Source organism: Sphingobium sp. 22B (genome assembly GCF_001580035.1).
GTDB classification, from domain to species: Bacteria; Pseudomonadota; Alphaproteobacteria; order Sphingomonadales; family Sphingomonadaceae; genus Sphingobium; species Sphingobium fuliginis.
Genome location: NZ_LTAB01000019.1, coordinates 86,439 through 106,002, shown reverse-complemented (window position 1 = coordinate 106,002; position 19,564 = coordinate 86,439). Strand labels below are relative to the sequence as shown.

The window sequence follows — 19,564 nt, the reverse complement described above, 5'->3', positions numbered from 1 at the left end:
TTGTGAGGATGGCTATTTTAACCGAGCACCCTGCGCCTAGAAGCCGCAGGAACCCGGAGCCGCCGCCCACATGTCCCTTCATCAATCAACAATGTCAAAGAGCTTCACCGAACATCAGAAGCGGACAACCAGCGATCCTCGAACTTTCATTCGAGGATTTGGCCATCCTTGATATTGGCGACCGTTCGCAGCGAAAACCGGAGGTCATCACCGCGTCGGTGGAGTGGCATCTAGGCGCGTCGAATGAGTCGGTCAACAGGAAAAATAGGATTTTGGAAAATTTCCTGCAAAACCAGGGGAGACGCGGGTTTGGACTTGCCCGGGCCTCTCACGGACGCAAGCGCTGAACGCGGCTGATCAACTGAGATCGAGTATGACTGCCTGGTCCCTTGCGTCGCGCAGGCGGATGTAGAGTTTGCCGTCCCTTGGCGCCGGGACGGACAGGCTGGAGCCGGTGAAGCCCTGCGTGACCATCGTCGGCTTTTCAAAGCCGGGCGCGCCATCCACGGCCTCGATCAGGAACAGATCGCGGCCCTTGATCGTGCAATCCTGCGCCTCGCAACTGACGCCATCGATATGCGGCAGGCGGGCGAGCGTCACGAGCGGCTGCCAGTCGCTGGAGCCATCGCCGCGCAACAGGCGGAAGCGCAGCGGACCCGACGCGGGCGCCAGCGCCGCCGGGTCCAGGGTCGCCACCATCACATCCGGGCCGGACAGCCGAAGTCCGCTGGCGCTTCCCAGCCTGACGGATTTCGCTCCATCCGCCGAAGCGACCTCCAGCGCATCGTCCGGTCGGAAAGACGCCCCCTGTTCCGCCCGGACCGAGAAGACCAGCCGCCCGTCGTCGGGCAGCAGATCCTCCCCGGAAAGCTGGAGGCTGCGGCCTGCGCTCGTACCTTGCGAAACGCTCCTGCTGAGCAGGGCCAGCCGGGGGCGCGCTTCCTCGACAGTGGCGGCCAGATCGACGGAGCGGCCGTCCTTCAACCGTACCCGCGCCGTCGCCCGGTCGCCAGCCTTCAGAGCAGCGCCCTCGCCCTTCGCCAAAAGACGCAACCGGTCCACGGACCCGTCGCGCACCAGTTCACCGGGCGCCAGCACCATCCCGGACAGCTCAACCGCGGCGACCTGATCCAGCCGCTGGCCGGAAAGGACCGCGCTGTTGTCCCCCGCATGCAGGCTGAGCGCGTCCAGCCTGCTGGCCTGGGCATAGGCCTTGAGCGACAGGACGGAAGGCGTGGCGACGCCCTGATATTTGACCTCTATCCTGATGTCTCCGGGCTTGCGGTCGGCCAGTGGAAGGGTCAGGAGCAGGGCGTCCGTCCCCTGCACCTTCCACGGCAGGGACTGGGGCGCGCCGTCCCCCTGCCGCAAGGTCACGCCTTCGACACAGGCAGGCGCTTCGCCGGTCAGGGTCAGGCCATTGTCGCGACCGACCACCAGCGTCGGTTCCTCGCCTGCCACTTTCCACCGCGCGTCGCCGGGCAGTTGCAGCGAGAAGTCCGGTCCCTCGAACCGCTCGAAACCCCAATAGCCGGAAAGATGCCCCTTCACCGTACCCTTGAAGACGGCAGGAAGCGGGTCATTGCCCTTGACCACATAGCCGCCCCGGTCCGCCCGCGCTTCCACGGGCAGGTCTATCGTCTCGCCGCTGGCGGCCGTCAGCTTCACCGTCATGTTGCGCGCATAGGCGGTCGAGTAGATGAGCGGCGCGCCCTCGACAGGAAGCACCACGCCGGGACGCGCCGCGCAGATCGGGCCGCTGGCCGCGCTGCGCAGGCGGGGCGGGCTGTCGGCCTCGATCGCGGGCATGCCGACGACCAGCACCGACTTGGGCTTCTGGAACGAGGGCGCCTTGTTGAGCAGCAGCGCGGCGGCATCGTCCCGCCGGACGCTGAGCGTCGGCAGATAGTCTAACTCCGGATTGCTGAACGCGCCGAAAATCTTCGCCAGATCGCGCACCACGCCGATATAGGGGCTGTAAAAGCCATAGCCCGCCTCCCGCGTGGAACTGAGTTGCAGCGCCAGATCGGTGGGCGCGCCGGTCAGGGTCTCTGCAATGGAACTGCTGTGCACGTCAGCCAGCACCAGTTGTTCGCGATTTTCCAGCAGGCAATTGGCCTGAAGCTCGACCACCTTGGACAGGCATTCGTCATTCAGCTTCATCGACAGGCTGCGCGCCAAGGCAGGGGCGACCGAACGCAGATATTCGGGATGGGTGTTTTCCTGCGCCCGGATCGCCGCCATGAAGGCATCCAGCCGCGACCGATCGAGCGAGGCCTGATTGAGTTCCTGCGTCGCGCGGATGAACTCCCCCGGCTTGCCGCGCACCGCATCTTCGATCGTGCCTTCCGCGCCGCCCGTATCCGGCACCAGGAACAGCGTCATCTGCCGCGCGCCCTTCGGCACGGTCAGGCTGAGGCTGTTGTCCTTCGCCTTCTTCTTCCAGGTTTCGGCGGACTTGATCCAATCCTTGGGCGGCGGATTGGTGGCGCCCCGCAGGAAGGTGGAGAGCAGCAGGAATCTTGCGCCCTGGTCCTCCGGCAGGTCGGCCCCGATCGACAGCCTGTCGCCTTCGGCCAGGCTGGGCACCTGCGCAATGGGCAGCACGTCCTTGCCCCGCATGACCGTGATGCGCAGACCCGGCCCGCCAAGCTCGAACGGTGCGGGATCGGCCGCCCGCACCGATGCGGCCGAAAGCGCGATGCCGGCGGCACCGCAAGCCCAGGGCAGGATCTTCCATCGGCTAGGCAGCGGCATAAGGTCCCGGTATCTTCCTGTCAGCGATCCAGATTCCGCTGTCCCACATCGGCTCCCCAATTCCAAGAGCGCGGGCGAAGCAACCGGCTTTGCGACGAAGGGTCAGGATCGCGGGACGAGCAGGGTCAGCCCTTCGCCGAGGGCAGGATCATGGCGGCAAGGTCGTGCAGGCTGGGGAGCACCGCCGCGACCAATGCCCGTTCCGCGTCGGTGGGCGGGAGCAGGTCAGGCACCATCACGGTCGCGATGCCGGCCGCCGCCGCCGAACGCACCCCGGCATAGCTGTCCTCCACCGCCACCGCATCGGCAACCGCCACGCCCAGGCGCTTCGCCGCCAGCAGATAGGGTTCGGGATGCGGCTTGGGCCGTTCCACATCGTTGCGCGTCACAATCACGTCGAAATAGTCGAGCAAGCCCGCCTTTTCGAGGCGATGGCAGGCATGGGGCGCCTCCGTCGAGGTCGCGACGGCCATGGGAATGCCTGCCGCGGCAAGCCTGGCCAAAGTTGGTTCGACGCCCGGCCGCTTGGGAATGGCGGCCTCCAACGCCGCCTCGAACAGCAGGTCGCTGTCGGCGTAGAACTGCTCCAGCGGAAAGTCCGCGCCGAAATGCTCCGCCAGCATCACTCGGTTCGCATCGCGGTGAATGCCAACCATGGCAAGCTGCAACGCCTCGGAAAAAGGCCAGCCCAGCGCGGCAGCCGCCTCCGCCATGGTGCGCCGATGCTCCGCCTCGGTATCGAGCAGCGTGCCGTCCATGTCGAAAATCACCGCCCGCACCGGATCGGGCAGGCGGCGGTTGAGGATGGCGGGTTCAGCGCTGGCGAAGGTCGACACTTTCATCGCGCCAATGTGGAGATCAAGCGGCTGTTTTGCGAGTGCATAAACCGCGCGGCCAGATGCAGATCATGCGCATGTGGCGGCGCGGCCTCACCCCCGTCCCGGTCAGGAGGGTTGCGGGGGCGCCGAATGTCCACCCTGCTGGAGCGTTGAATCCGCCTTCTCGACAAGCTCGTCCTTCTTTTCGCGCAGCGTTTCGGCCAAAGCGTCCTTCTGTTCGGCCGCCATGCCGCGCGCCTTCTCGCCCAGCGCGCCCAGCCTTTCCTGTTCCGTCCGGCTGAGCGGCAGCACCGATCCCAGCGCCGCGCCCACCGCAGCGGCGATCAGGCCGCCGACGAAGGGATTGTCGTCATAAAGGCTGCGGGCCCTTTCGGTGGCCTGCGCGGCCGCATGTCCGGCGGCGTCGCGCGCCTGCCCCGAACCCTGCGCCCAGGCATGGCGTTTTTCCCGGAATTTGTCGGTCAGGTCGTCGAGCCGCTGGCGGAAGCTGCTCTCATCCTCATCGTGCCGGCGTTCGAGCATCAGATAGTTGGCGCGTGCCGCGTCGCGGCGGCGCTGATAGGCGACCGCATCTTCCCCATCGCGAATCTCGATGCCGGACATATGGGCCACATAATCGCGATGGTGCGGATCGACATGGCGGTTGCCCGTGCCGGAGCCGAAGCTGGGGAATGGGGAGTCCTTGTCGCTGATCAGCCAGATCGTGCCGGCGGCGATCAGCCCAAGCGCAATGGGGTTGCGCCGCGCGCCGTCCAGCAGCGTCCGGGCGTCGACATGATGTTCATCCGCCTTGTCCAGCAGGGCGTTGAACAGGTTGCGCGGCGTCAACCGGTCTCCGATCCTGTCGATCGTGCGGCTCATATCCTCCTGCGTGCGGCGGATGTCGCGCTCGATGGCGTCGGGATCTCGGTCAAGCGTGTCGGTCATGGTCTGTGCTCCGGATTGAGGTCGCCGCGCAGGGCGGAGGGTGTGCGTTCCAGCACGTGCTGCGTGCGTTCGGGCGCGAGTTCGGCGGCGCGAACCTTGGCCAGCGCCCCGCGATAGAGGATGAAGGCGACGATCAGGGCGACGATGCCGACGATCAGCGTAGCAAAGCCCAGATGGTCGATGGCGTCGGCCAGCAGATAGGCAAGGCCCATCAGCAATACGCCAAGCCCGGCGATGCCGACCACGGCCGCGACCGCGACCGAGCCGACGGCCAGTTTCACGCTGGTGGCGGATTCCCGCACTTCGGCCTTCAACAACGCGATCTGCTGTTCGGCCAGATGCGTCCCCTGCCCCATGAGCGCGCGGAGGAGCGAGGCTATGTCCTCGTCCCTGCCGCCGCCGGCTCCGGCGACGCTGGCGCGGTCCGGTTGCGGGTCGCTCATATCACCCCTCCCGTTCCGGAAGGCGACACGGGCGTCGTGACGGTCGTATAGGGCTGCGGCTGGGGCGCCGGCGGTGCCATGGCGGCACCTGCGGCGCTGCCGTCCGCCTCCGCCCGGAAGATGCGGCTGGCGGCAAATCCCGCCGCCGCGCAGGCGGTCAGGAAGGTCACGGGATTGTCGCGGGCGAGGTGGCGGATGCTGCCGGCCAGTTCCCGGGAGTCCTTCTGCTCGATGGTTTCGGCAAGGCGCCGCATCTGCTGCGCGCCCTGTTCCAGCGTCGATCTGATCCAGGACGGCATCGCGCCCTCGCCCATTTCGCCCGCTGCCCGGTCGAGCGCGGCGGAGACCGATTTGGCCTGATCGACCAGCGGGCTCTTGCGCGCGTCCACCTCTTCATGGAGGCGGTCGGTCGCGGCACTGGTCAGGTTTTCGGCATCGTTGCGCAGTTCGCTGCGCAAGTCGTTCCGATCATCGGATGGCGTCTGCATAAATTCATCTCCTGGGCTGTACGGGATGAACATTATGAAACTGGCGCGGTTCCGTGCCTTTTCCCTGATTTGCGGTGAATTGATATTTGGACGGACCTTCGAAAGATCATGAATATCGATGATCCTGCAACGAAGATTTGGACTAACCCAATTTGGTAACTTGGGTTGGTCCATCTTCGCCCGCCCGCGTTCCCTGCGCGACATGATCCGCCACCCAGGCGTTCCTCTGCCCCAGCGGGCGTTCGTCGCCTTCGGTCGTGTCGCGCGCCGTCTGGTGCTCTAGTTCCGAATTGAGTTCCGCGCCGAAGATCAGGATGTAGCTGGACAGATAGAGCCAGGTCAGCAAAATGATGACGGTCGCCAGCGATCCATAGGTGGCCCCGTAATTGCCGAAATTCGCCACATATATTCCAAAGCCGAGCGTCAGCAGCACCCATGCCGCCGCGAAGAACAGGGAACCGGGGGTCAGCCACATCCAGCGAGCGCGGTCGCGCGATGGACCGAAGCGGTAGAGCGTCGCCGCCGCCGCCGCCGCCGCCAGCGCGAGGAGGAGGTGGGACATGAGCCTGGACAGCATGGCAAGGACCGGCGAGGACGGCAGCCAGGCCTCGACATAGGCAAGGACGGTCATGGACAGCAGGGCGAATACGGCCATCGCGACCGCCCCGGCCGTGATGAGAAGCGCCAGCAGGTTCACCTTTACCAGGCCTCGCTTCTCCTCCTCTTCATAGGCGATGTTGAGCGCCGTCACGATCGCCGCCGCGCCATTGCGCGCGCTGAACAGCGCCAGCGCCAGCGCCACCAGCACGCCCAGCCCCTTCTTCCCGCCGGAGGTCTGGACGACATACATCAATTGTTCGCCGATGAAGCGGGCGATGTCCGTGGGCATGACCCGCGTCATCGCCGCCATGTTTTGCGTCACCGTCTGCGGATCGGCAACCAGCCCATAGGTCAGCACGATGGCGCCGAGCAGGGGCAGCAACGCCAGGAAGGCATAGAATGACACGCCCGCAGCGACCAGCCCGACATTGTCCGCCGCGCTTTCCTTCCATGTGCGCATGAGCACGTCCTTCCACGCGCCTGCGGGCATCCGCCAGGGCGAGGTCGCGTCCCGTCCCCTGCTCATGATCCGGTTCCTGCCGATCCGGTCGCGGGCATGGCGGCGGCTTTGCTGATGATGTGCATGGATGTGGAATGGACCGCACCCGGCATTGGTTCCCTGTTCGGCCCGCCATCCCGCCGGGCCGGCAGACTGCGGATCGCAACGGGATGCGGCAGCGGCCTCCATCCGCGCGCTGCGATCGCCATCGCCTGCAAATCTTCGCCATCGTCGACGCTGCCCACGATCTCCGCATGCGTCTGGCCGGGCAGACGCTCACTGTGCCCGATGGCGGTGCGCCGCCGCTACAGGATCGGCTTGCCGCCGGTGACGGCAATCGTCGCCCCGGCCCTTGCGTCACATAGGTCAGCCGCCCTTCCGGTTGCGCCGCCGGGCGATCAGGGCTGCTCCATCGCCTCCCCCGCCCGGGCGGTGACCGCCGTGCCGATGGACGCGCAGATGATGAGGCCGATCGCGAACCATTGGGACAGCGTCAGCACCTCGCCCAGCAGGATCAGCGCCATGACCGCGCCGACGGCCGGCTCCGCGCTCATCAGGATGCCGAATGTGTTGGACGGCAATCTGGGCAGGGCGACCATCTCCAGGGAATAGGGGATGGCGCTGGACACGATGCCCACCGCCACGCCAAGCAGCAGCGCCTGCGGCGTCAGCAGCGCGGCACCGGCATGGACCAATCCCACCGGCGCAATGAGCAGGGTGGCGACGATCATGCCGCCGGCGGACGCGGCCGCTCCGTGCATGCGGCCTGCACGCCGGCCGATCAGGATATAGCCCGCCCAGCACGCGCCGGCGAGGAGCGCCAGCGCAATGCCGCGCCAGTCGAGCTGGGACGCCGCGCCCCAGAGCGGCAGCAGGCTGGCCAGGCCCAGCACAGCAAGGCCGATCCAGAGAAAATCGAGCTTCCGCCGGGAGGTGAGCAGGGCGACCGTCAGGGGGCCGGTGAACTCTATCGCAATCGCCAGCCCCAGCGGAATATAGGCCAGCGCATTGTAGAAGGAGAGGTTCATGACGCCCAGCACCACGCCATAGGCCAGCAGCGGCCGCCAGCCCGCCCGCCAGTCCAGCCGCCACGGCCGGAACACCAGCGACAGGATCACGGCGCCGACGATGAGGCGCAGCGTCGTCGCTCCCTCCGGCCCGACGAGCGGGAACAGCCGCTTGGCCAGCGACGCGCCGGAAGTGACCGACAAAAGGGAGAGGGAGAGCGCTCCGAAGGCGACAGGATCCACGCGCGTGGAAAGGGGGCGGGGCGCGGCAACGCTGGACATGCAACACTCGAATATGGATGGACGGACGCGGCATAGCTAGCGCAACGCATGCGATAAGTGCGTTCGATTTTGTCGCTTTTCCGATAAAATTTATCGCCTATCCTTTGAGGGCGATGAAAAACGATCTCCTCGATTCCTTCGACCGGAAACTGGTCGAACTGTTGCAGGCCGATGCGCAGCGACCGGTCTCCGCCCTCGCCGAAACCGTCGGCCTGTCGCCGCCCGCCTGCTACCGCCGCATTCGGCGCCTGCGCGCGATCGGGGTGATCGAGCGCGAGATCGCCATCGTCAGGCCGAGGAATCTGGGCTGGCCCCTCTCCATGATCGTCCTCGTCTCGCTGGAACGCGAAAGCGCGCACACGATGAACGAGATGATGGAGATATTCCGTGACGAGCCCGAGATATTGGAGGCCTGGAACGTCACCGGGGATCATGACTTCGCGCTGCGCATCGTGGCGCGTGACATGGGGGGCTATGACGATCTGGCGCAGCGCCTGTTCGCCGCCAATGACCGCATCCGCACGTTCAAGACGCTGGTCGTCATTCGCGAGGTCAAGCCGCTCAGCCCGGTACCGGTCAACGGAGCGTGAGAAGGCCCGCCGCGTCCCTGATCAAGCCCTTTTCCGTGACATAGCCTGTGACCAGGCCGGCTGGCGTAATGTCGAAAGCCGGGTTGAAGGCGGGCGATGCGGTGATGCCGACGCGGGTCTGCGCGCCATGATCATCGGGGCCGGGGATGAAGCGTATCTCGTCGGAGGCACGCTGCTCGATCGGCACGGCCGCGCCGTCCGGCGTCGCGGGGTCGAAACTGCTGGAGGGAAGCGCGACGTGGAAGGCTATGCCATGCGCCTGCGCCGCCAGCGCCTTCAAATAGGTGCCGATCTTGTTGCAGACATCGCCATTGGCGGTCACCCGGTCGGTGCCGACGATGACCATGTCCACCCTGCCCTGCTGCATCAGCAAGCCGCCGGCATTGTCGACCACGACGCTGTGCGGGACGCCGTGGCCCGCCAGTTCGAAAGCGGTCAGCGCGCCCTGGTTCCGGGGTCGCGTCTCATCCACCCAGACATGGACGGGCAGGCCCTCGTCATGCGCGAGATAGATGGGCGCGGTCGCCGTGCCCCAGTCCACCGTCGCCAGCCAGCCGGCATTGCAATGGGTGAGGATATTGACCGGTTCCCCGCCCTTGCGCGCGGCGATTTCCCGGATGAGGGGCAGGCCGGCTTCGCCTATCGCCCGGTTCGCCGCGACATCCTCGTCGCAGAGGCGGGCGGCCTGTGCATAGGCCAGCGCCGCCCGTTCGTCGGCCGGGCGTTCCGCGACGGCGGCCCGCACCCTCTCCAGCGCCCAGCGCAGGTTGACCGCCGTCGGGCGCGCCGAGGCGAGATGGGCGAAGCTGCGCTCCAGCGACGCGGTGCTCGGGTCTTCGCGCAAGGCCAGCGCCAGCCCATAGGCGGCGACGGCGCCGATCAGCGGCGCGCCCCGCGTGGCCATGTCGGCTATGGCGTCGAACGCCTGTCCGGGCGTTTTCAGGACCAGCCGCTCCAACGCCCAGGGCAGGCGCCGCTGGTCGAAGATGCCGACGCTCCATCCATCCGGCTCCAGCCATATGGAGCGCGTGGCCCTGCCCTCCAGCCTCATGCGGGCGCCCTGTCCAGCCGGATTGCATGCGACACGGCGGCGATGCCGGGAAAGGCGGCGCGATCGACCAGCAGCCTGCGCGCGATCTGGAGCGCCCGGCGCTCGCAATCGGCGCGCAGGGCTTCATCCGCGATGCTTTCGAAATCAGCGACATGGGCAAGGCCGAGGATGCGCCGGATCATCTCGCAACCGGCAAAGCCCAGCGCGTCGGTCCAGATGCCGGCGAGCACATCCTCCATCGCCGCCGCGCGCAGATCGGCATCGCCCTTGGCAAGCGCATGCAGCGCGCCATGTTCCGCCTGGGGGTCGAGGGCGTTCCCATGCCCGGTGAAGCGCTTTGCAAAGCCCTTCCACAATGTTTCGGACTGGTCCAGCAGCCAGGGGTCGGGCCGCTCCGCCGGACGTTGGCCGGGCTGGGCCAGATAGGCCATCCAGAGATTGGCGAGCACCATGCCGACATCGAAGCCGATCGGCCCGTAAAAGGCGAATTCGGGATCGATCACCTGCGTATCGTCCGCCGTCACCATCACCGATCCGGTGTGGAGATCGCCATGCAGCAACGCCTCCGGCGCGGCGAGGAAGCGCGCCTTCATCCGCTGCGCGGCAAGGCGGAGGGGCACGTCCGTCCGGAAGGCGGCGACGATGTCCTCCAGCCCCCGGGTATGACGGTTCATAGGCGCGTCGAAATAGGGTTCGTCGAAGATCAGGTCCTCTGTGATCCGGCACATGGCCGTATTGCCCAGATAGGCGGCGATGCGCGCCTTCTTGTCCACCACCGGCACGGCGAGGTCGGAGGTGAAGAACAGCGTATCGGCCAGGAATTCGGCCAGATGGCTGGCAAGCAGCGGGTAGCGTTCCCCTTCGACAAGCGCGCCGCGCAGGGTGCGGTGGGGTTTGAGCAACGCCATCACCGTGAGCGCCATGGCATCGTCATGATGCAGCAGCGCGGGGACGCGCGCAGGCGCATGGGCGGCCTGATCGGCCAGGGCGAGACGCTCATAATAGGCGCGCGACAGCGGCAGCGGCCAGCTTTCGCCCACCATGCGCACATAGGGCAGCGCCTGCTTGGCGGCGACGCCCCCCGACGGCCCGGTCACCAGGAAGACGAGATTGAGATTGCCGTCCCCGACCTCCGCCACCGTCCAATCGCCCGGCCTGCCGCCCAGACGCTCGGCAATGGGGGCTATATCGGCCAGAAAGGGGCCGACGCTGCGTTCGTCCAGGGCGGTGTAGCTCATCGGCGATCCTCCTGCCATCCGATGGCGTCGAAGCTGTCGGCTATGGGAAAGCGGCTGTCTGCCGGTGCCCCGTCGCGCGCCAGCAGGGTCACGGCAAGGCCCGCCTCCGTCGCCGCCGCCAGTTCCTCCGGCGTGTCGGAGAGGAACAATATCTCGGCGGGCGGGCGGTCCAGCGCATCGGCAATGGCGCGATAGGAGCGCGCTTCCCGCTTGCCGCCGACCGCCGTATCGAAATAGCCCGCGAACAGCGGCGTCAGGTCGCCATGATCGCTATGCCCGAAGAGCAGCTTCTGCGCCGCCACGGACCCCGACGAATAGACATGCAGGGCAATGCCCGCGTCATGCCAGCGGCGCAGCCCTTCGGCCGCGTCGGGATAGACATGGCCGGTGAAATGCCCCTGCGCATAGCCGTCCGCCCAGATCATGCCCTGCAATTGCTTGAGCAGCCCGATCTTGCGGTCGGCATCATGCCATTGGCGCAGAAGGGCGACGCAGGCCTGCCGGTCCAGGTCCGTGCCCGCTTCCGCGCGCACGGCATCGAATATCGCCGCCGCCGCGTCCGGATGATCGGTGAGGAAGCGCTCAAGCCGCGCCCGGGAATAGGGGAAAAGCACGTCATGGACGAAGGCGATGCTGGACGTGGTGCCCTCTATGTCGGTGACGATTGCGCCCGGCGTCATGCCGCCCCCTGATAGAGGGGGAGGGCGCGGGCGATCTCATCGCCCGTGAACCGCGCGACCCAGCCTTCCGGCGTCGTGAACAGGCGGATGGCCGTGAAACGCGGCCGCTCCCCGGTGTCGAACCAGTGCGGCGTCCCTGCGGGCAGGACGATCAGGTCCCCCGCCGTGCATTCCAGCGCATGGACCGTGCCGCCGAAGCGAATGTAGAACAGGCCCGCTCCTTCGACGAAGAAGCGGACTTCATCATCGTCATGCACATGTTCCGCCAGGAATTTGGCACGCATGGCTTCGCGGTCGGGATGGTCCGGGGTCATCTTGACGATGTCGCAGGACCGGTAGCCGCCCCGCGCCTTCAGCCGCTCTATGTCCTCCGCATAGGCGGCCATGATCTCGGCATCCGCCGCGTCGGGCGAGAGCGGAGCGCCCGCCTCCCACCGCTCAAGCCGCACGCCCGTCGGCTCCAGGATGGCGGCGATCGCGCCGTGATCGTCCAACCGGCCCCGCGCTCCATGCGGCGGGCTGTCGTCATATTGGATCAGCCTGGTCATCGGCCCCCTCCCCTCAGCTTCATCTCTTCCCAGGCGCAGGCCAGCAGGAATTCGCACCCCTCCACCATCGCCTCGGCCGCGTCCAGCGTCAGCCCCCAGGCGTAAAGCCCGTGGCCGCGAATGTAGAAAGCCGGCACCAGCCGCTCCTGCGCCAGCAATATCGGCCGCAGCAGGGCGGCGAGCGCGGGCATGTCCTGGCTGTTGTCCACCAGTGGCAGGGTGACGCTCGCCTCATGGGTAGCGACGCCCGGAAAAATCTTGAGCAACTCATATCCGGCCAGCTCGATCCCGTCCCGGCCGGCCAGCGCGCGGCTGAGGACCGTGCCGGCGACGGAGTGGGTGTGGAGCACCGCCCCGGCAGCGGGATCGACGGCATATATCAGGCAGTGCAGCAACGTCTCGGCAGAGGATCGGCCCGCGTCGATGGCCGTGCCGTCCGCCGCCACGCGCATGAACTGCGCGGCATCGAGGCGCCCCTTATGCGCGCCCGACCGGGTGATGAGGATCGTCCCGTCGGCCAGCCGGGCGGAATAATTGCCGGCGGTCGCGGGCGCCAGGCCGCGGGCATCCAGGCGGCGACCGACCTTGGCAAGCGCATCCGCTGGATCAGGTAAATCAGGCACGGTGGCGGGCATATCCAGCTCTGGAGAAAAGCGCGGTTCGGCGCGGCGCCGGTCATCCCTGTCGGACGTCCCGGCTGGACAAGGGCGGTGATCCTTCGATATCCAGCTCTGGAGAAAAGCGCGGTTCGGCGCGGCGCCGGTCATCCCTGTCGGACGTCCCGGCTGGACAAGGGCGGTGATCCTTCGATGACAAAGAACCATGGCGACCTTAGCGGGCGGAACGGAGGGCCGCAATCGGTCCTTTCGCGGCCCGGAGCGCACGCAGCACGAAACGATCGGCGGCCGCGCGGCCATTTTCCCGTTCCGCCGGGCTCCGGCGACCGTGAAAACAGGCTTGCTCAACGCTTTATGAAATTATCTTGAGTGTCCTGCCGCCTCCAGCGTCTAAGGAGAATGGGCCGGCGACCGTGAAAACAGGCTTGCTCAACGCTTTATGAAATTATCTTGAGTGTCCTGCCGCCTCCAGCGTCTAAGGAGAATGGGCGGAGGCCAGCTTCTATAGGGATACGGAATGGAATATCGCACATTGGGACGCACCGGGATCGAGGTCAGCCTGATCTGCCTCGGCACCATGACCAACAAGGCAGTGACAAAGACCCACACGTGACGCATCACCTCGGGTTACGAACCTCAATGCGCCACAGGCGCAGCCACCTGAACGTTCCATGATTGCCGTTGTCATACGCGAACAACACGCAGCCACGGGGAAAGACCCAGGCCGATCGGGTTGAAAGACGACCTTGCGTCCATCGAGGGCGAAGAAGAGCGAAGCTGCCCGTCCGCCGTCGGGCAGATAAAATCATGCGCCGTATGTCGTATCAGGGTCGCTTGACCGCTTCCAGCGCGCTAACCATTTTCCAGTTGAACAATCCTGAGCAAGTGGTGCCTGTTGCAACACCCAAAATCCACGAAAACTGCGGATATCTGCTATTGGGGCGCAGCGTTTAGCTGCGGTCTGACCGATTTAGGTGAGAATCGGGATAATGGCTCTATGCACAGCGTGAAGAAAGCAGCCATCAGTCGCCGCTAAACCTCGATCAAATAACTCGCCTCATCGAAATCCACCATTAGGAGCTGCGACAGAAGCTGTCCACAAATAACAAAGCCATCAAAATAGTCTTTGAGATAAAGATATTCGGATTGATGGTGTGCCTAACCTGAAGGCAATATGCCGGATCAGTCTCTATACTCCAAGCCACTACGGCCACCGTATCCTTGACGCCGATGCTTCAGCGAGCGCATACGAAAGCGGGACTCTTTTACGCTCCAGAAGGGTTGTTACAATCTGTAGCTTTTCGATCAGATCTTCATGACGATCATGAGCAAACTGGCGGCCTGTTCAATCGTAGAAAAGACGCGACGAACAGTTTGTTGCCAAGTAGCAACATATTACAAAAAACCGACATAGGTTGTGCGCCGCAACAGAAGTGCGATTGCCAGCCGGCAGCAGAGCAGCAACACTCCACTCCAGGGAACGACGATCAAGGGGTAAAATCATGCGATTGAAAAATACCTTGTATTGCGGCGTCATGCTTTCGGTTCTTGGAGCGACTGCGCCGGCATTAGCGCAGTCCGCTGTTCCGCAGGCCGATGACGGCAACGCCATTATCGTCACCGGATCGCGCATTCGCCGGGATCCCACCGAACAAGACAAACCCATCGTCACGGTGGATCAGGAATCCATCGCGCGGACCGGCCTGACCTCGATCGCCGACGTGCTGCAACGCATCCCGAGCGCCGCAGGCGGCCTCAATACCAAGACCAACAATGCGGGGAATATCGGTGGGCCGCCCGACGGCACCGGCGTGAGTTCGGGTTCAGCCGAAATTGACCTGCGCTATCTGGGTGCCAAGCGGACACTCGTGCTGGTCGACGGTATGCGCTACGTCAACGGATCGGCGGCTGGTGGCATTCCGGCCTCCGTTGATCTCAACACCATTCCGCAGAGCATGATTGAGCGGGTGGAAGTGCTGCAGTCGGGTGCTTCCCCGCTCTATGGCTCGGACGCGGTCGCGGGCGTGGTGAACATCATCACCCGCCAGTCGCAAAAGGGCCTCGACATGTCGGCCCAGTTCGGCACCTATCGTCAGGGCGACGGGCACACCTACGACATCAACGCCAGCTACGGCATCCAGTCCGATCGCGTCTCGATCGTCTTTGGCGGCAATTATGTGAAGCAGGAAGGCGTCAGCACCGCCGACCGCTCGATCTCGCAATGGCCCGCCGCCGGCGGTAGCAGTTGCGCGGATGGCGGTTGTTCGAGCGCCACGCCCAACGGCCGCTACGACGTGCTGGGACAAAGCCTGACGTTGAGCAATCCGATCATAGGCCGCACGCCGGTGCTGAGCGACTATCGCCCCTATGTGTCCGCAACGGACTCTTTCAACTTCGCGCCTTATAATTATCTGCTGACGCCCTCAAAGCGTTATGGCGCCTTTCTGAACGGCAAGTTTGAATTTTCCGACGCTGTCAGCCTGCGGACAAGGCTGGTCTATCAGCACCGCGAGTCGACCACGCAAGCAGCGTTTCTTCCGCTGTTCATCGGGCCCGATGCGGGTAACGGCAACCTGCTGGACACGATCTCGGTCGATGCCAGCAACCCCTATAATCCATTTGGTGTCACGCTCTCGGCCGATCCGGGATCGGCTAACTATTCGACGATCCGCCGCCGCTTCGTAGAGGGCGGACCGCGCATCTTCAGCCAGGAAGTCGATACGCTCACAATGGCGGCCACGCTGGAAGGCACGTTCGATGTCGGCGATCATAAATGGTATTGGGACGTCAATGGCAGCTATGGCACCAATAATGCGCACCAAGTCTTCACCGGCAACCTCAACGCCGCCAGGCTCGCCCAGGCGCTGGGGCCAGTCGGCGCCTGTACCGGTGCCTGCGTACCGTTCAATATCTTCGGCGGCGCCGGGTCGATAACTCAGGCAATGCTCGATTATGTGACCTTCGACGAGCGCGACCGCAGCGAACAGGAATTGTGGGACGTCACTGCCAACCTGTCGGGCGACCTGTTCGACCTGCCTGGTGGCGCAGTGGGCTTCGCTGTCGGCTATGAGCATCGCGATCAGCAGGCATCCTATACTCCCGACCCGATCATCACAGCGGGCCTGGGGGCGGACGTGCCGACCAGCCCTGCACGCGGCGGCTTCAATGTCGATGAATTCTATGGCGAACTGCGCATCCCCATCCTGTCCGACACGCCCTTTTTCCAGAAGTTGGAACTGGACGGCGCGGTGCGCCATTCCAACTATTCCAGCTTCGGCAGCAACACCACCTACACGGTTTCGGGCCTGTGGAAGCCGACCCGTGATCTGCTGCTGCGCGGCGGTTATGCCGAAAGCCTTCGCGCGCCCAGCATTGGTGAACTCTATGCCGGCCGTTCGCGCACTGACGCGACGATCAACGATCCCTGCACGAATGTGCCGGGCAGCCCATGGCAGACCAACGCGACCGTCCGGGCGAATTGCATTGCCAATGGCGTCCCTGCCAGCGGCAGCTATGCCGAACCGCAGGGCGGTCAGTTGGGCGTTTTCTCGCAGGGCTTTACGGGTCTGAAGCCGGAAACATCCAAGACTTGGACCGCAGGCGGCGTCTATAGCCCGGCCTGGGCACGCGACAGCTTCGCCAGCACGTTCAGCATCGAGGTCAATTACTACACGATCAAGCTGAAGAATGCGATCGACTCGGTGCCCGCCACGCTCACGCTCCAGCGTTGCGCGTTCGAGGCCGATCCGATCAGCTGTGCCGCGATCACCCGTACCGGCAGCGGTGCGGTCGCGGGCATCGACGGCGTGCTCCAGAACCTCAACGCGATCGAAACCGATGGGATCGACGGCACTCTGAACTACCGCTCGAAGATGATCGGCAACGGCTCCATCGGTCTCAACATCAACGCCGCTTATTTGCTGAAGTACAACATCAAGCCCCCAGCGGATCTGGGCGCGCCGACGATCAAGTGCGCCGGTACGGAGCGGTGCGGGGCGAGCGATCAGGCCTATCCGCATTTCAAGGCGAACGCCACGCTGGACTACTCGACCGAAAGCTATGGATTGTCCTTCACCGGCCGCTATCTCAGCAAGGTCACTGAAAGCGACGGCCATGTCATGAAGGCGACCTTCTACGGGGACATCCAGGCCTATTTCTCGCCCGACTGGCTGGATCATCGCACCCGCCTGACAATCGGCGTCAACAATGTGTTCGATAAGGATCCGCCGCTTTGCGGAACATGCGACGGCGCGAATTTCGACACGACCAGCTACGACGTGCCGGGGCAGTTCGGCTATCTGCGCTTGTCCTACAAGATGTAACAATTCAAACGCTTGAAAACGAACGGGCGCGTCCGCCGGGCGCGCCCTCAGGCGCGATCAACCTACCATAGGTGTTCAATCCCGGCATCTGGTGGATCGGGTTGATTATGATTCGATCGGGCTGTGAAGTCGAGATTTTGGCGATGTATTCGTAGGGTGTGAGGTCGCTGAGGGTCTTGAGCCTGCGACCGAAATGTAGGCATCGATGAAATCGGCAAGGTGTGCGCGTAGCTGCTCGTGGCTGCCATAGTGGAAGCGTTTGACGGTCGCGTCCTTGATGGTGCGGTTCATCCGCTCGACCTGGGTTAGTCCATGGATGGTTCGGCTTGGTGAGGCGATGCTCGATACCGTTCGCCTGTCGGCCTTATCAACGAGTTGGGTGACGGCAGACTTGCTGGTGCGGTCGATGGCGACGAACAAATAGAGTTTGCCTCCGGCGGTCCGCACCTCGGCGATGTCCATGTGGAAGTAGCCGATAGGGTAGCGCTTGAAGCGTTGTCGCAGGGCCTTGACGCGACCGCGTCCTTGCCGTCTGCGCGTGCTGAGCTGGTCGAGCAGATCAAGGCCATGGACCGCCGCCTCGCGGTCATCATCCATGCCATGCTGCGTGATGGCACTTTGTTCCAAGCGTGAGATAGGACAAAATCCGTTTGCCAGCGGTGCAGCGTCAAAGCTGACCGAGGGCGGTGTTCCGAGAGGGAACGCAGGGACGAACGATCTGCGAAGGTGGTCAGATGGGCCAAAAAAGCCCGCGTCGAGTCAATGCGACGTTCGCCTCTGTTAGACCCGATACAGCACTACCAGGCTCCGACTCGGCCAGTGCGGACAGATCCATGAAACCCTCAAAGGCTCACACCGCCTAGCTCTGCAATTACGATCCTGACCCTAGGCGACCCGTTCCTGCATCGGCGGCCCCGCATAGATGCGGCCGTAGACTTCGCGGATCGCGCTGTCAATCTGGTCGAAGCGGCGGCTGATATGCGCTTCCAGGATGCCGGAACAGGCCGCGAGATCGCGGTTGCGCAGCGCCGACAGGATCGCGCCATGTTCGTCCTGCGTCGCGGCCCGGCCGCCGCGGGTCAGGTCGATCCAGCGCACCGAGCGGATCTTGCGGTTCACCCCGCGCAGGATATTCACCATCTCCTGATTGCCCGACAGGCCAAGCAACCGCTCGTGGAACGTCTCGTCCAGCGCAAGCTGGGTGGAAGCGCTCGCGTCGGCTGCCTTGCGCGATTCCGCCATGAATGCCTCAAACGCGTCGATTTCCGCGTCGGTCACGCGCTCGATCGCGAGCTTGATGCCGGCGAATTCCAGTACGGAGCGAACCTGATAGAGCTGGAAAATCTCCTCCGCCGTTATCGGGCGGCGAAAGAAGCCCTTGGCCGGACGGCTGGTCAAAATCCCCTCGGTGACAAGGCGGTTGAGCGCCTCGCGCAGGGGCGTGCGGCTGACGCCCAGTTGGCGCGACAATTCGCTTTCGTTGATCCGTTCGCCCGGCTTGATCTCGAAGCTCAATACAAGGTCGAGCAACTGCGCATAGGTGCGCGTGACCGCGCTTTCCCCCATGCCGTCCACAACCGCCTCATCCGATGACCTAGTCATTGCATTTGTCTCCGATGATCCGGTCACCACCTGCACGATCCTCTTTCACGATTTCCACCAACAGTAGGCATGTCGCCGCGATGCTGCAAATAGTACTCCGGTCAAAGCGGTAATATCCGGCCGACACCCTGATCCATCGCCGCGCGATAGACCAGCATCGCGATAGCGAAATCGGCGATCGGCGTGCCGGCGAAGAGAAAAGCGGTGGTCGCGCCGGGGTCGAGGACTGGCGGCGCGTTGCCGCCAAGGTCGGCGATCTCGCCGGCATAGGCGACCGCGCCCATCTGTTCGACGGTGGCGCCGCGCGCCGTACTCGATACGATATCGTCGGTATAGATGGCCGCGAACGCCTCCAACCCCTGCATGATCCAAGGCTTGCCCAGATCGGGCATGCTGGCAAAGGCCCCTGCCTTCATTCGGCGAGCATCGAGGAAGGGAGTGAGCGACGGGTCGGCGGCGACCGCCGAGATGATGATGTCGCCTTCCGCTAGCACGGCGTCGGCCGTGGCAGGCTCGATGGTCAGGCCAGGCTCGCTCCAGCTTTCGGCAAAGGCTTGCGCCGTGTCGCCGATGCTCGACACCATTATGCGTTCGATCGGGAAGATTTCCCGCATCGCCCGCATATGTGCTGCGGCCTGCATGCCCGCGCCGACCAGCCCCAGTGTACGCGATGTCGGCGCTGCCAGCCGCCGGGCCGCCAGCAGGCTGAGCGCGGCGGTGCGGATCACGGTGGTCGCCGCCGCGCCGATGATCGCCACCGGCGCGCCGGTCTGCGCGTCGTTCAGCGTCGTAGTGCCGAGGAAAGCGGGGATGCCCTGCCTAGGATTATAAGGCGCGCCGCCCAGCCATTTGATGCCCGACACACCCTGCTGCATCAGCACCGGCATGACGAAGAAGGTCGCCATATCCTGCCCGCCGATCACCGCCTTGGGGTGAATATACAGGTCGCCCGCCGCCCGCGCCGCCGTCAGCGCCACGATCTGGTCGGCGACCGCCGCCGCTGGCGGCATGACCGACAGCACATCGGCCTCCGACAGGTAGAGCAATTCCTTGCCAATGACGGGAGCGACCATG

Annotated in this window: 18 protein-coding genes and 1 pseudogene; 4 read left to right on the top strand and 15 right to left on the bottom strand. The window is 64.7% G+C overall.

The annotated features are described in order from the left end of the window. Nucleotides 1–347 (top strand): hypothetical protein (locus A0J57_RS26950; protein ID WP_235600894.1); only part of this gene is annotated, 347 nt, incomplete at its 5' end. A gap of 10 nt (nt 348–357) precedes the next feature. On the opposite strand, the gene A0J57_RS17235 is transcribed toward A0J57_RS26950, so the two are convergent. From A0J57_RS17235 to A0J57_RS17210, 6 genes are all read right to left on the bottom strand, one after another. Beyond that, nucleotides 358–2,757: a hypothetical protein gene (locus tag A0J57_RS17235; RefSeq protein ID WP_061940854.1), complete on the bottom strand. Its 2,400-nt coding sequence runs from the start codon at nt 2,755–2,757 to the stop codon at nt 358–360. Between the two features lie 125 nt (nt 2,758–2,882). Then, on the bottom strand, nt 2,883–3,593 hold the full coding sequence (locus A0J57_RS17230; protein ID WP_268873892.1) for an HAD family phosphatase: 711 nt from the start codon (nt 3,591–3,593) through the stop codon (nt 2,883–2,885). A gap of 108 nt (nt 3,594–3,701) precedes the next feature. After that, entirely contained in the window at nt 3,702–4,523 is an 822-nt protein-coding gene (locus tag A0J57_RS17225) for a DUF3618 domain-containing protein (protein WP_061940847.1), read from the bottom strand. Continuing rightward, entirely contained in the window at nt 4,520–4,966 is a 447-nt protein-coding gene (locus A0J57_RS17220; protein WP_061940844.1) for a phage holin family protein, read from the bottom strand. Before A0J57_RS17220 ends, A0J57_RS17225 begins: the two co-directional genes overlap by 4 nt. Further along, nucleotides 4,963–5,454, bottom strand: coding sequence for a hypothetical protein (locus tag A0J57_RS17215; protein WP_061940840.1), 492 nt, complete (start codon nt 5,452–5,454; stop codon nt 4,963–4,965). The genes A0J57_RS17220 and A0J57_RS17215 overlap by 4 nt, the downstream gene beginning before the upstream one ends. A gap of 142 nt (nt 5,455–5,596) precedes the next feature. Continuing rightward, the gene (locus tag A0J57_RS17210; RefSeq protein WP_061940838.1) at nt 5,597–6,580 is read right to left on the bottom strand and encodes a YihY/virulence factor BrkB family protein; all 984 of its coding nucleotides are present in this window, start codon (nt 6,578–6,580) and stop codon (nt 5,597–5,599) included. Nucleotides 6,581–6,648: 68 nt separating this feature from the next. On the opposite strand from A0J57_RS17210, the gene A0J57_RS26045 reads away from it, so the two are divergent. Further along, entirely contained in the window at nt 6,649–6,918 is a 270-nt protein-coding gene (locus A0J57_RS26045) for a hypothetical protein (protein ID WP_153023171.1), read from the top strand. A 33-nt stretch (nt 6,919–6,951) separates the two neighbouring features. On the opposite strand, the gene A0J57_RS17200 is transcribed toward A0J57_RS26045, so the two are convergent. Continuing rightward, nucleotides 6,952–7,842 carry an EamA family transporter gene (locus A0J57_RS17200; RefSeq protein WP_061940831.1) on the bottom strand — a complete coding sequence of 297 codons (891 nt, stop codon included), beginning with the start codon at nt 7,840–7,842 and terminating at the stop codon, nt 6,952–6,954. Nucleotides 7,843–7,955: 113 nt separating this feature from the next. Between A0J57_RS17200 and A0J57_RS17195 the strand changes: the two genes are divergently transcribed. Next, on the top strand, nt 7,956–8,432 hold the full coding sequence (locus tag A0J57_RS17195) for an Lrp/AsnC family transcriptional regulator (RefSeq protein ID WP_025546835.1): 477 nt from the start codon (nt 7,956–7,958) through the stop codon (nt 8,430–8,432). Here the strand turns inward: A0J57_RS17195 and mtnA are convergent. The 5 genes from mtnA to A0J57_RS17170 are packed head-to-tail and all read right to left on the bottom strand — an operon-like array spanning nt 8,419 to nt 12,572. After that, the gene (gene mtnA / locus A0J57_RS17190; protein ID WP_061940828.1) at nt 8,419–9,483 is read right to left on the bottom strand and encodes an S-methyl-5-thioribose-1-phosphate isomerase; all 1,065 of its coding nucleotides are present in this window, start codon (nt 9,481–9,483) and stop codon (nt 8,419–8,421) included. The two genes, A0J57_RS17195 and mtnA, sit on opposite strands and share 14 nt — an antisense overlap. Further along, on the bottom strand, nt 9,480–10,721 hold the full coding sequence (mtnK, locus tag A0J57_RS17185; protein WP_101756479.1) for an S-methyl-5-thioribose kinase: 1,242 nt from the start codon (nt 10,719–10,721) through the stop codon (nt 9,480–9,482). Before mtnK ends, mtnA begins: the two co-directional genes overlap by 4 nt. After that, nucleotides 10,718–11,401, bottom strand: a complete 684-nt coding sequence (mtnC, locus tag A0J57_RS17180) for an acireductone synthase (RefSeq protein ID WP_061940822.1) — start codon at nt 11,399–11,401, stop codon at nt 10,718–10,720. The genes mtnK and mtnC overlap by 4 nt, the downstream gene beginning before the upstream one ends. Continuing rightward, the gene (locus A0J57_RS17175; protein WP_061940819.1) at nt 11,398–11,949 is read right to left on the bottom strand and encodes an acireductone dioxygenase; all 552 of its coding nucleotides are present in this window, start codon (nt 11,947–11,949) and stop codon (nt 11,398–11,400) included. Before A0J57_RS17175 ends, mtnC begins: the two co-directional genes overlap by 4 nt. Next, a complete protein-coding gene (locus tag A0J57_RS17170) occupies nt 11,946–12,572 on the bottom strand; it encodes a methylthioribulose 1-phosphate dehydratase (RefSeq protein ID WP_328587042.1) in 627 nt (208 codons plus the stop codon). Before A0J57_RS17170 ends, A0J57_RS17175 begins: the two co-directional genes overlap by 4 nt. 1,496 nt (nt 12,573–14,068) lie before the next feature. Between A0J57_RS17170 and A0J57_RS17165 the strand changes: the two genes are divergently transcribed. Beyond that, nucleotides 14,069–16,888 (top strand): TonB-dependent receptor, encoded by a 2,820-nt coding sequence (locus tag A0J57_RS17165; RefSeq protein WP_061937631.1) that lies wholly within the window; start codon nt 14,069–14,071, stop codon nt 16,886–16,888. A gap of 4 nt (nt 16,889–16,892) precedes the next feature. Here A0J57_RS17165 and A0J57_RS17160 read toward each other — a convergent pair. From A0J57_RS17160 to A0J57_RS17150, 3 genes and pseudogenes are all read right to left on the bottom strand, one after another. Next, nucleotides 16,893–17,389, bottom strand: a pseudogene (locus A0J57_RS17160) (integrase core domain-containing protein); the annotation flags it as partial. Nucleotides 17,390–17,773: 384 nt separating this feature from the next. Next, nucleotides 17,774–18,490, bottom strand: coding sequence for a GntR family transcriptional regulator (locus tag A0J57_RS17155; RefSeq protein ID WP_061937625.1), 717 nt, complete (start codon nt 18,488–18,490; stop codon nt 17,774–17,776). Between the two features lie 101 nt (nt 18,491–18,591). Beyond that, nucleotides 18,592–19,563, bottom strand: coding sequence for an ornithine cyclodeaminase family protein (locus A0J57_RS17150; RefSeq protein WP_061937622.1), 972 nt, complete (start codon nt 19,561–19,563; stop codon nt 18,592–18,594). Nucleotide 19,564 lies beyond the last annotated feature (1 nt).

Bases quoted from the DNA above. Each gene is read 5' to 3' on its own strand.
- mtnA (WP_061940828.1), bottom strand. From the start codon at position 9,483: ATGAGGCTGGAGGGCAGGGCCACGCGCTCCATATGGCTGGAGCCGGAT.
- A0J57_RS17215 (WP_061940840.1), bottom strand. From the start codon at position 5,454: ATGCAGACGCCATCCGATGATCGGAACGACTTGCGCAGCGAACTGCGC.
- A0J57_RS17225 (WP_061940847.1), bottom strand. From the start codon at position 4,523: ATGACCGACACGCTTGACCGAGATCCCGACGCCATCGAGCGCGACATC.
- mtnC (WP_061940822.1), bottom strand. From the start codon at position 11,401: ATGACGCCGGGCGCAATCGTCACCGACATAGAGGGCACCACGTCCAGC.
- A0J57_RS17210 (WP_061940838.1), bottom strand. From the start codon at position 6,580: ATGAGCAGGGGACGGGACGCGACCTCGCCCTGGCGGATGCCCGCAGGC.
- A0J57_RS17155 (WP_061937625.1), bottom strand. From the start codon at position 18,490: ATGACTAGGTCATCGGATGAGGCGGTTGTGGACGGCATGGGGGAAAGC.
- A0J57_RS17200 (WP_061940831.1), bottom strand. From the start codon at position 7,842: ATGTCCAGCGTTGCCGCGCCCCGCCCCCTTTCCACGCGCGTGGATCCT.
- A0J57_RS17220 (WP_061940844.1), bottom strand. From the start codon at position 4,966: ATGAGCGACCCGCAACCGGACCGCGCCAGCGTCGCCGGAGCCGGCGGC.
- A0J57_RS26045 (WP_153023171.1), top strand. From the start codon at position 6,649: ATGGACCGCACCCGGCATTGGTTCCCTGTTCGGCCCGCCATCCCGCCG.
- A0J57_RS17175 (WP_061940819.1), bottom strand. From the start codon at position 11,949: ATGACCAGGCTGATCCAATATGACGACAGCCCGCCGCATGGAGCGCGG.
- A0J57_RS17195 (WP_025546835.1), top strand. From the start codon at position 7,956: ATGAAAAACGATCTCCTCGATTCCTTCGACCGGAAACTGGTCGAACTG.
- mtnK (WP_101756479.1), bottom strand. From the start codon at position 10,721: ATGAGCTACACCGCCCTGGACGAACGCAGCGTCGGCCCCTTTCTGGCC.
- A0J57_RS17235 (WP_061940854.1), bottom strand. From the start codon at position 2,757: ATGCCGCTGCCTAGCCGATGGAAGATCCTGCCCTGGGCTTGCGGTGCC.
- A0J57_RS17150 (WP_061937622.1), bottom strand. From the start codon at position 19,563: ATGGTCGCTCCCGTCATTGGCAAGGAATTGCTCTACCTGTCGGAGGCC.
- A0J57_RS17165 (WP_061937631.1), top strand. From the start codon at position 14,069: ATGCGATTGAAAAATACCTTGTATTGCGGCGTCATGCTTTCGGTTCTT.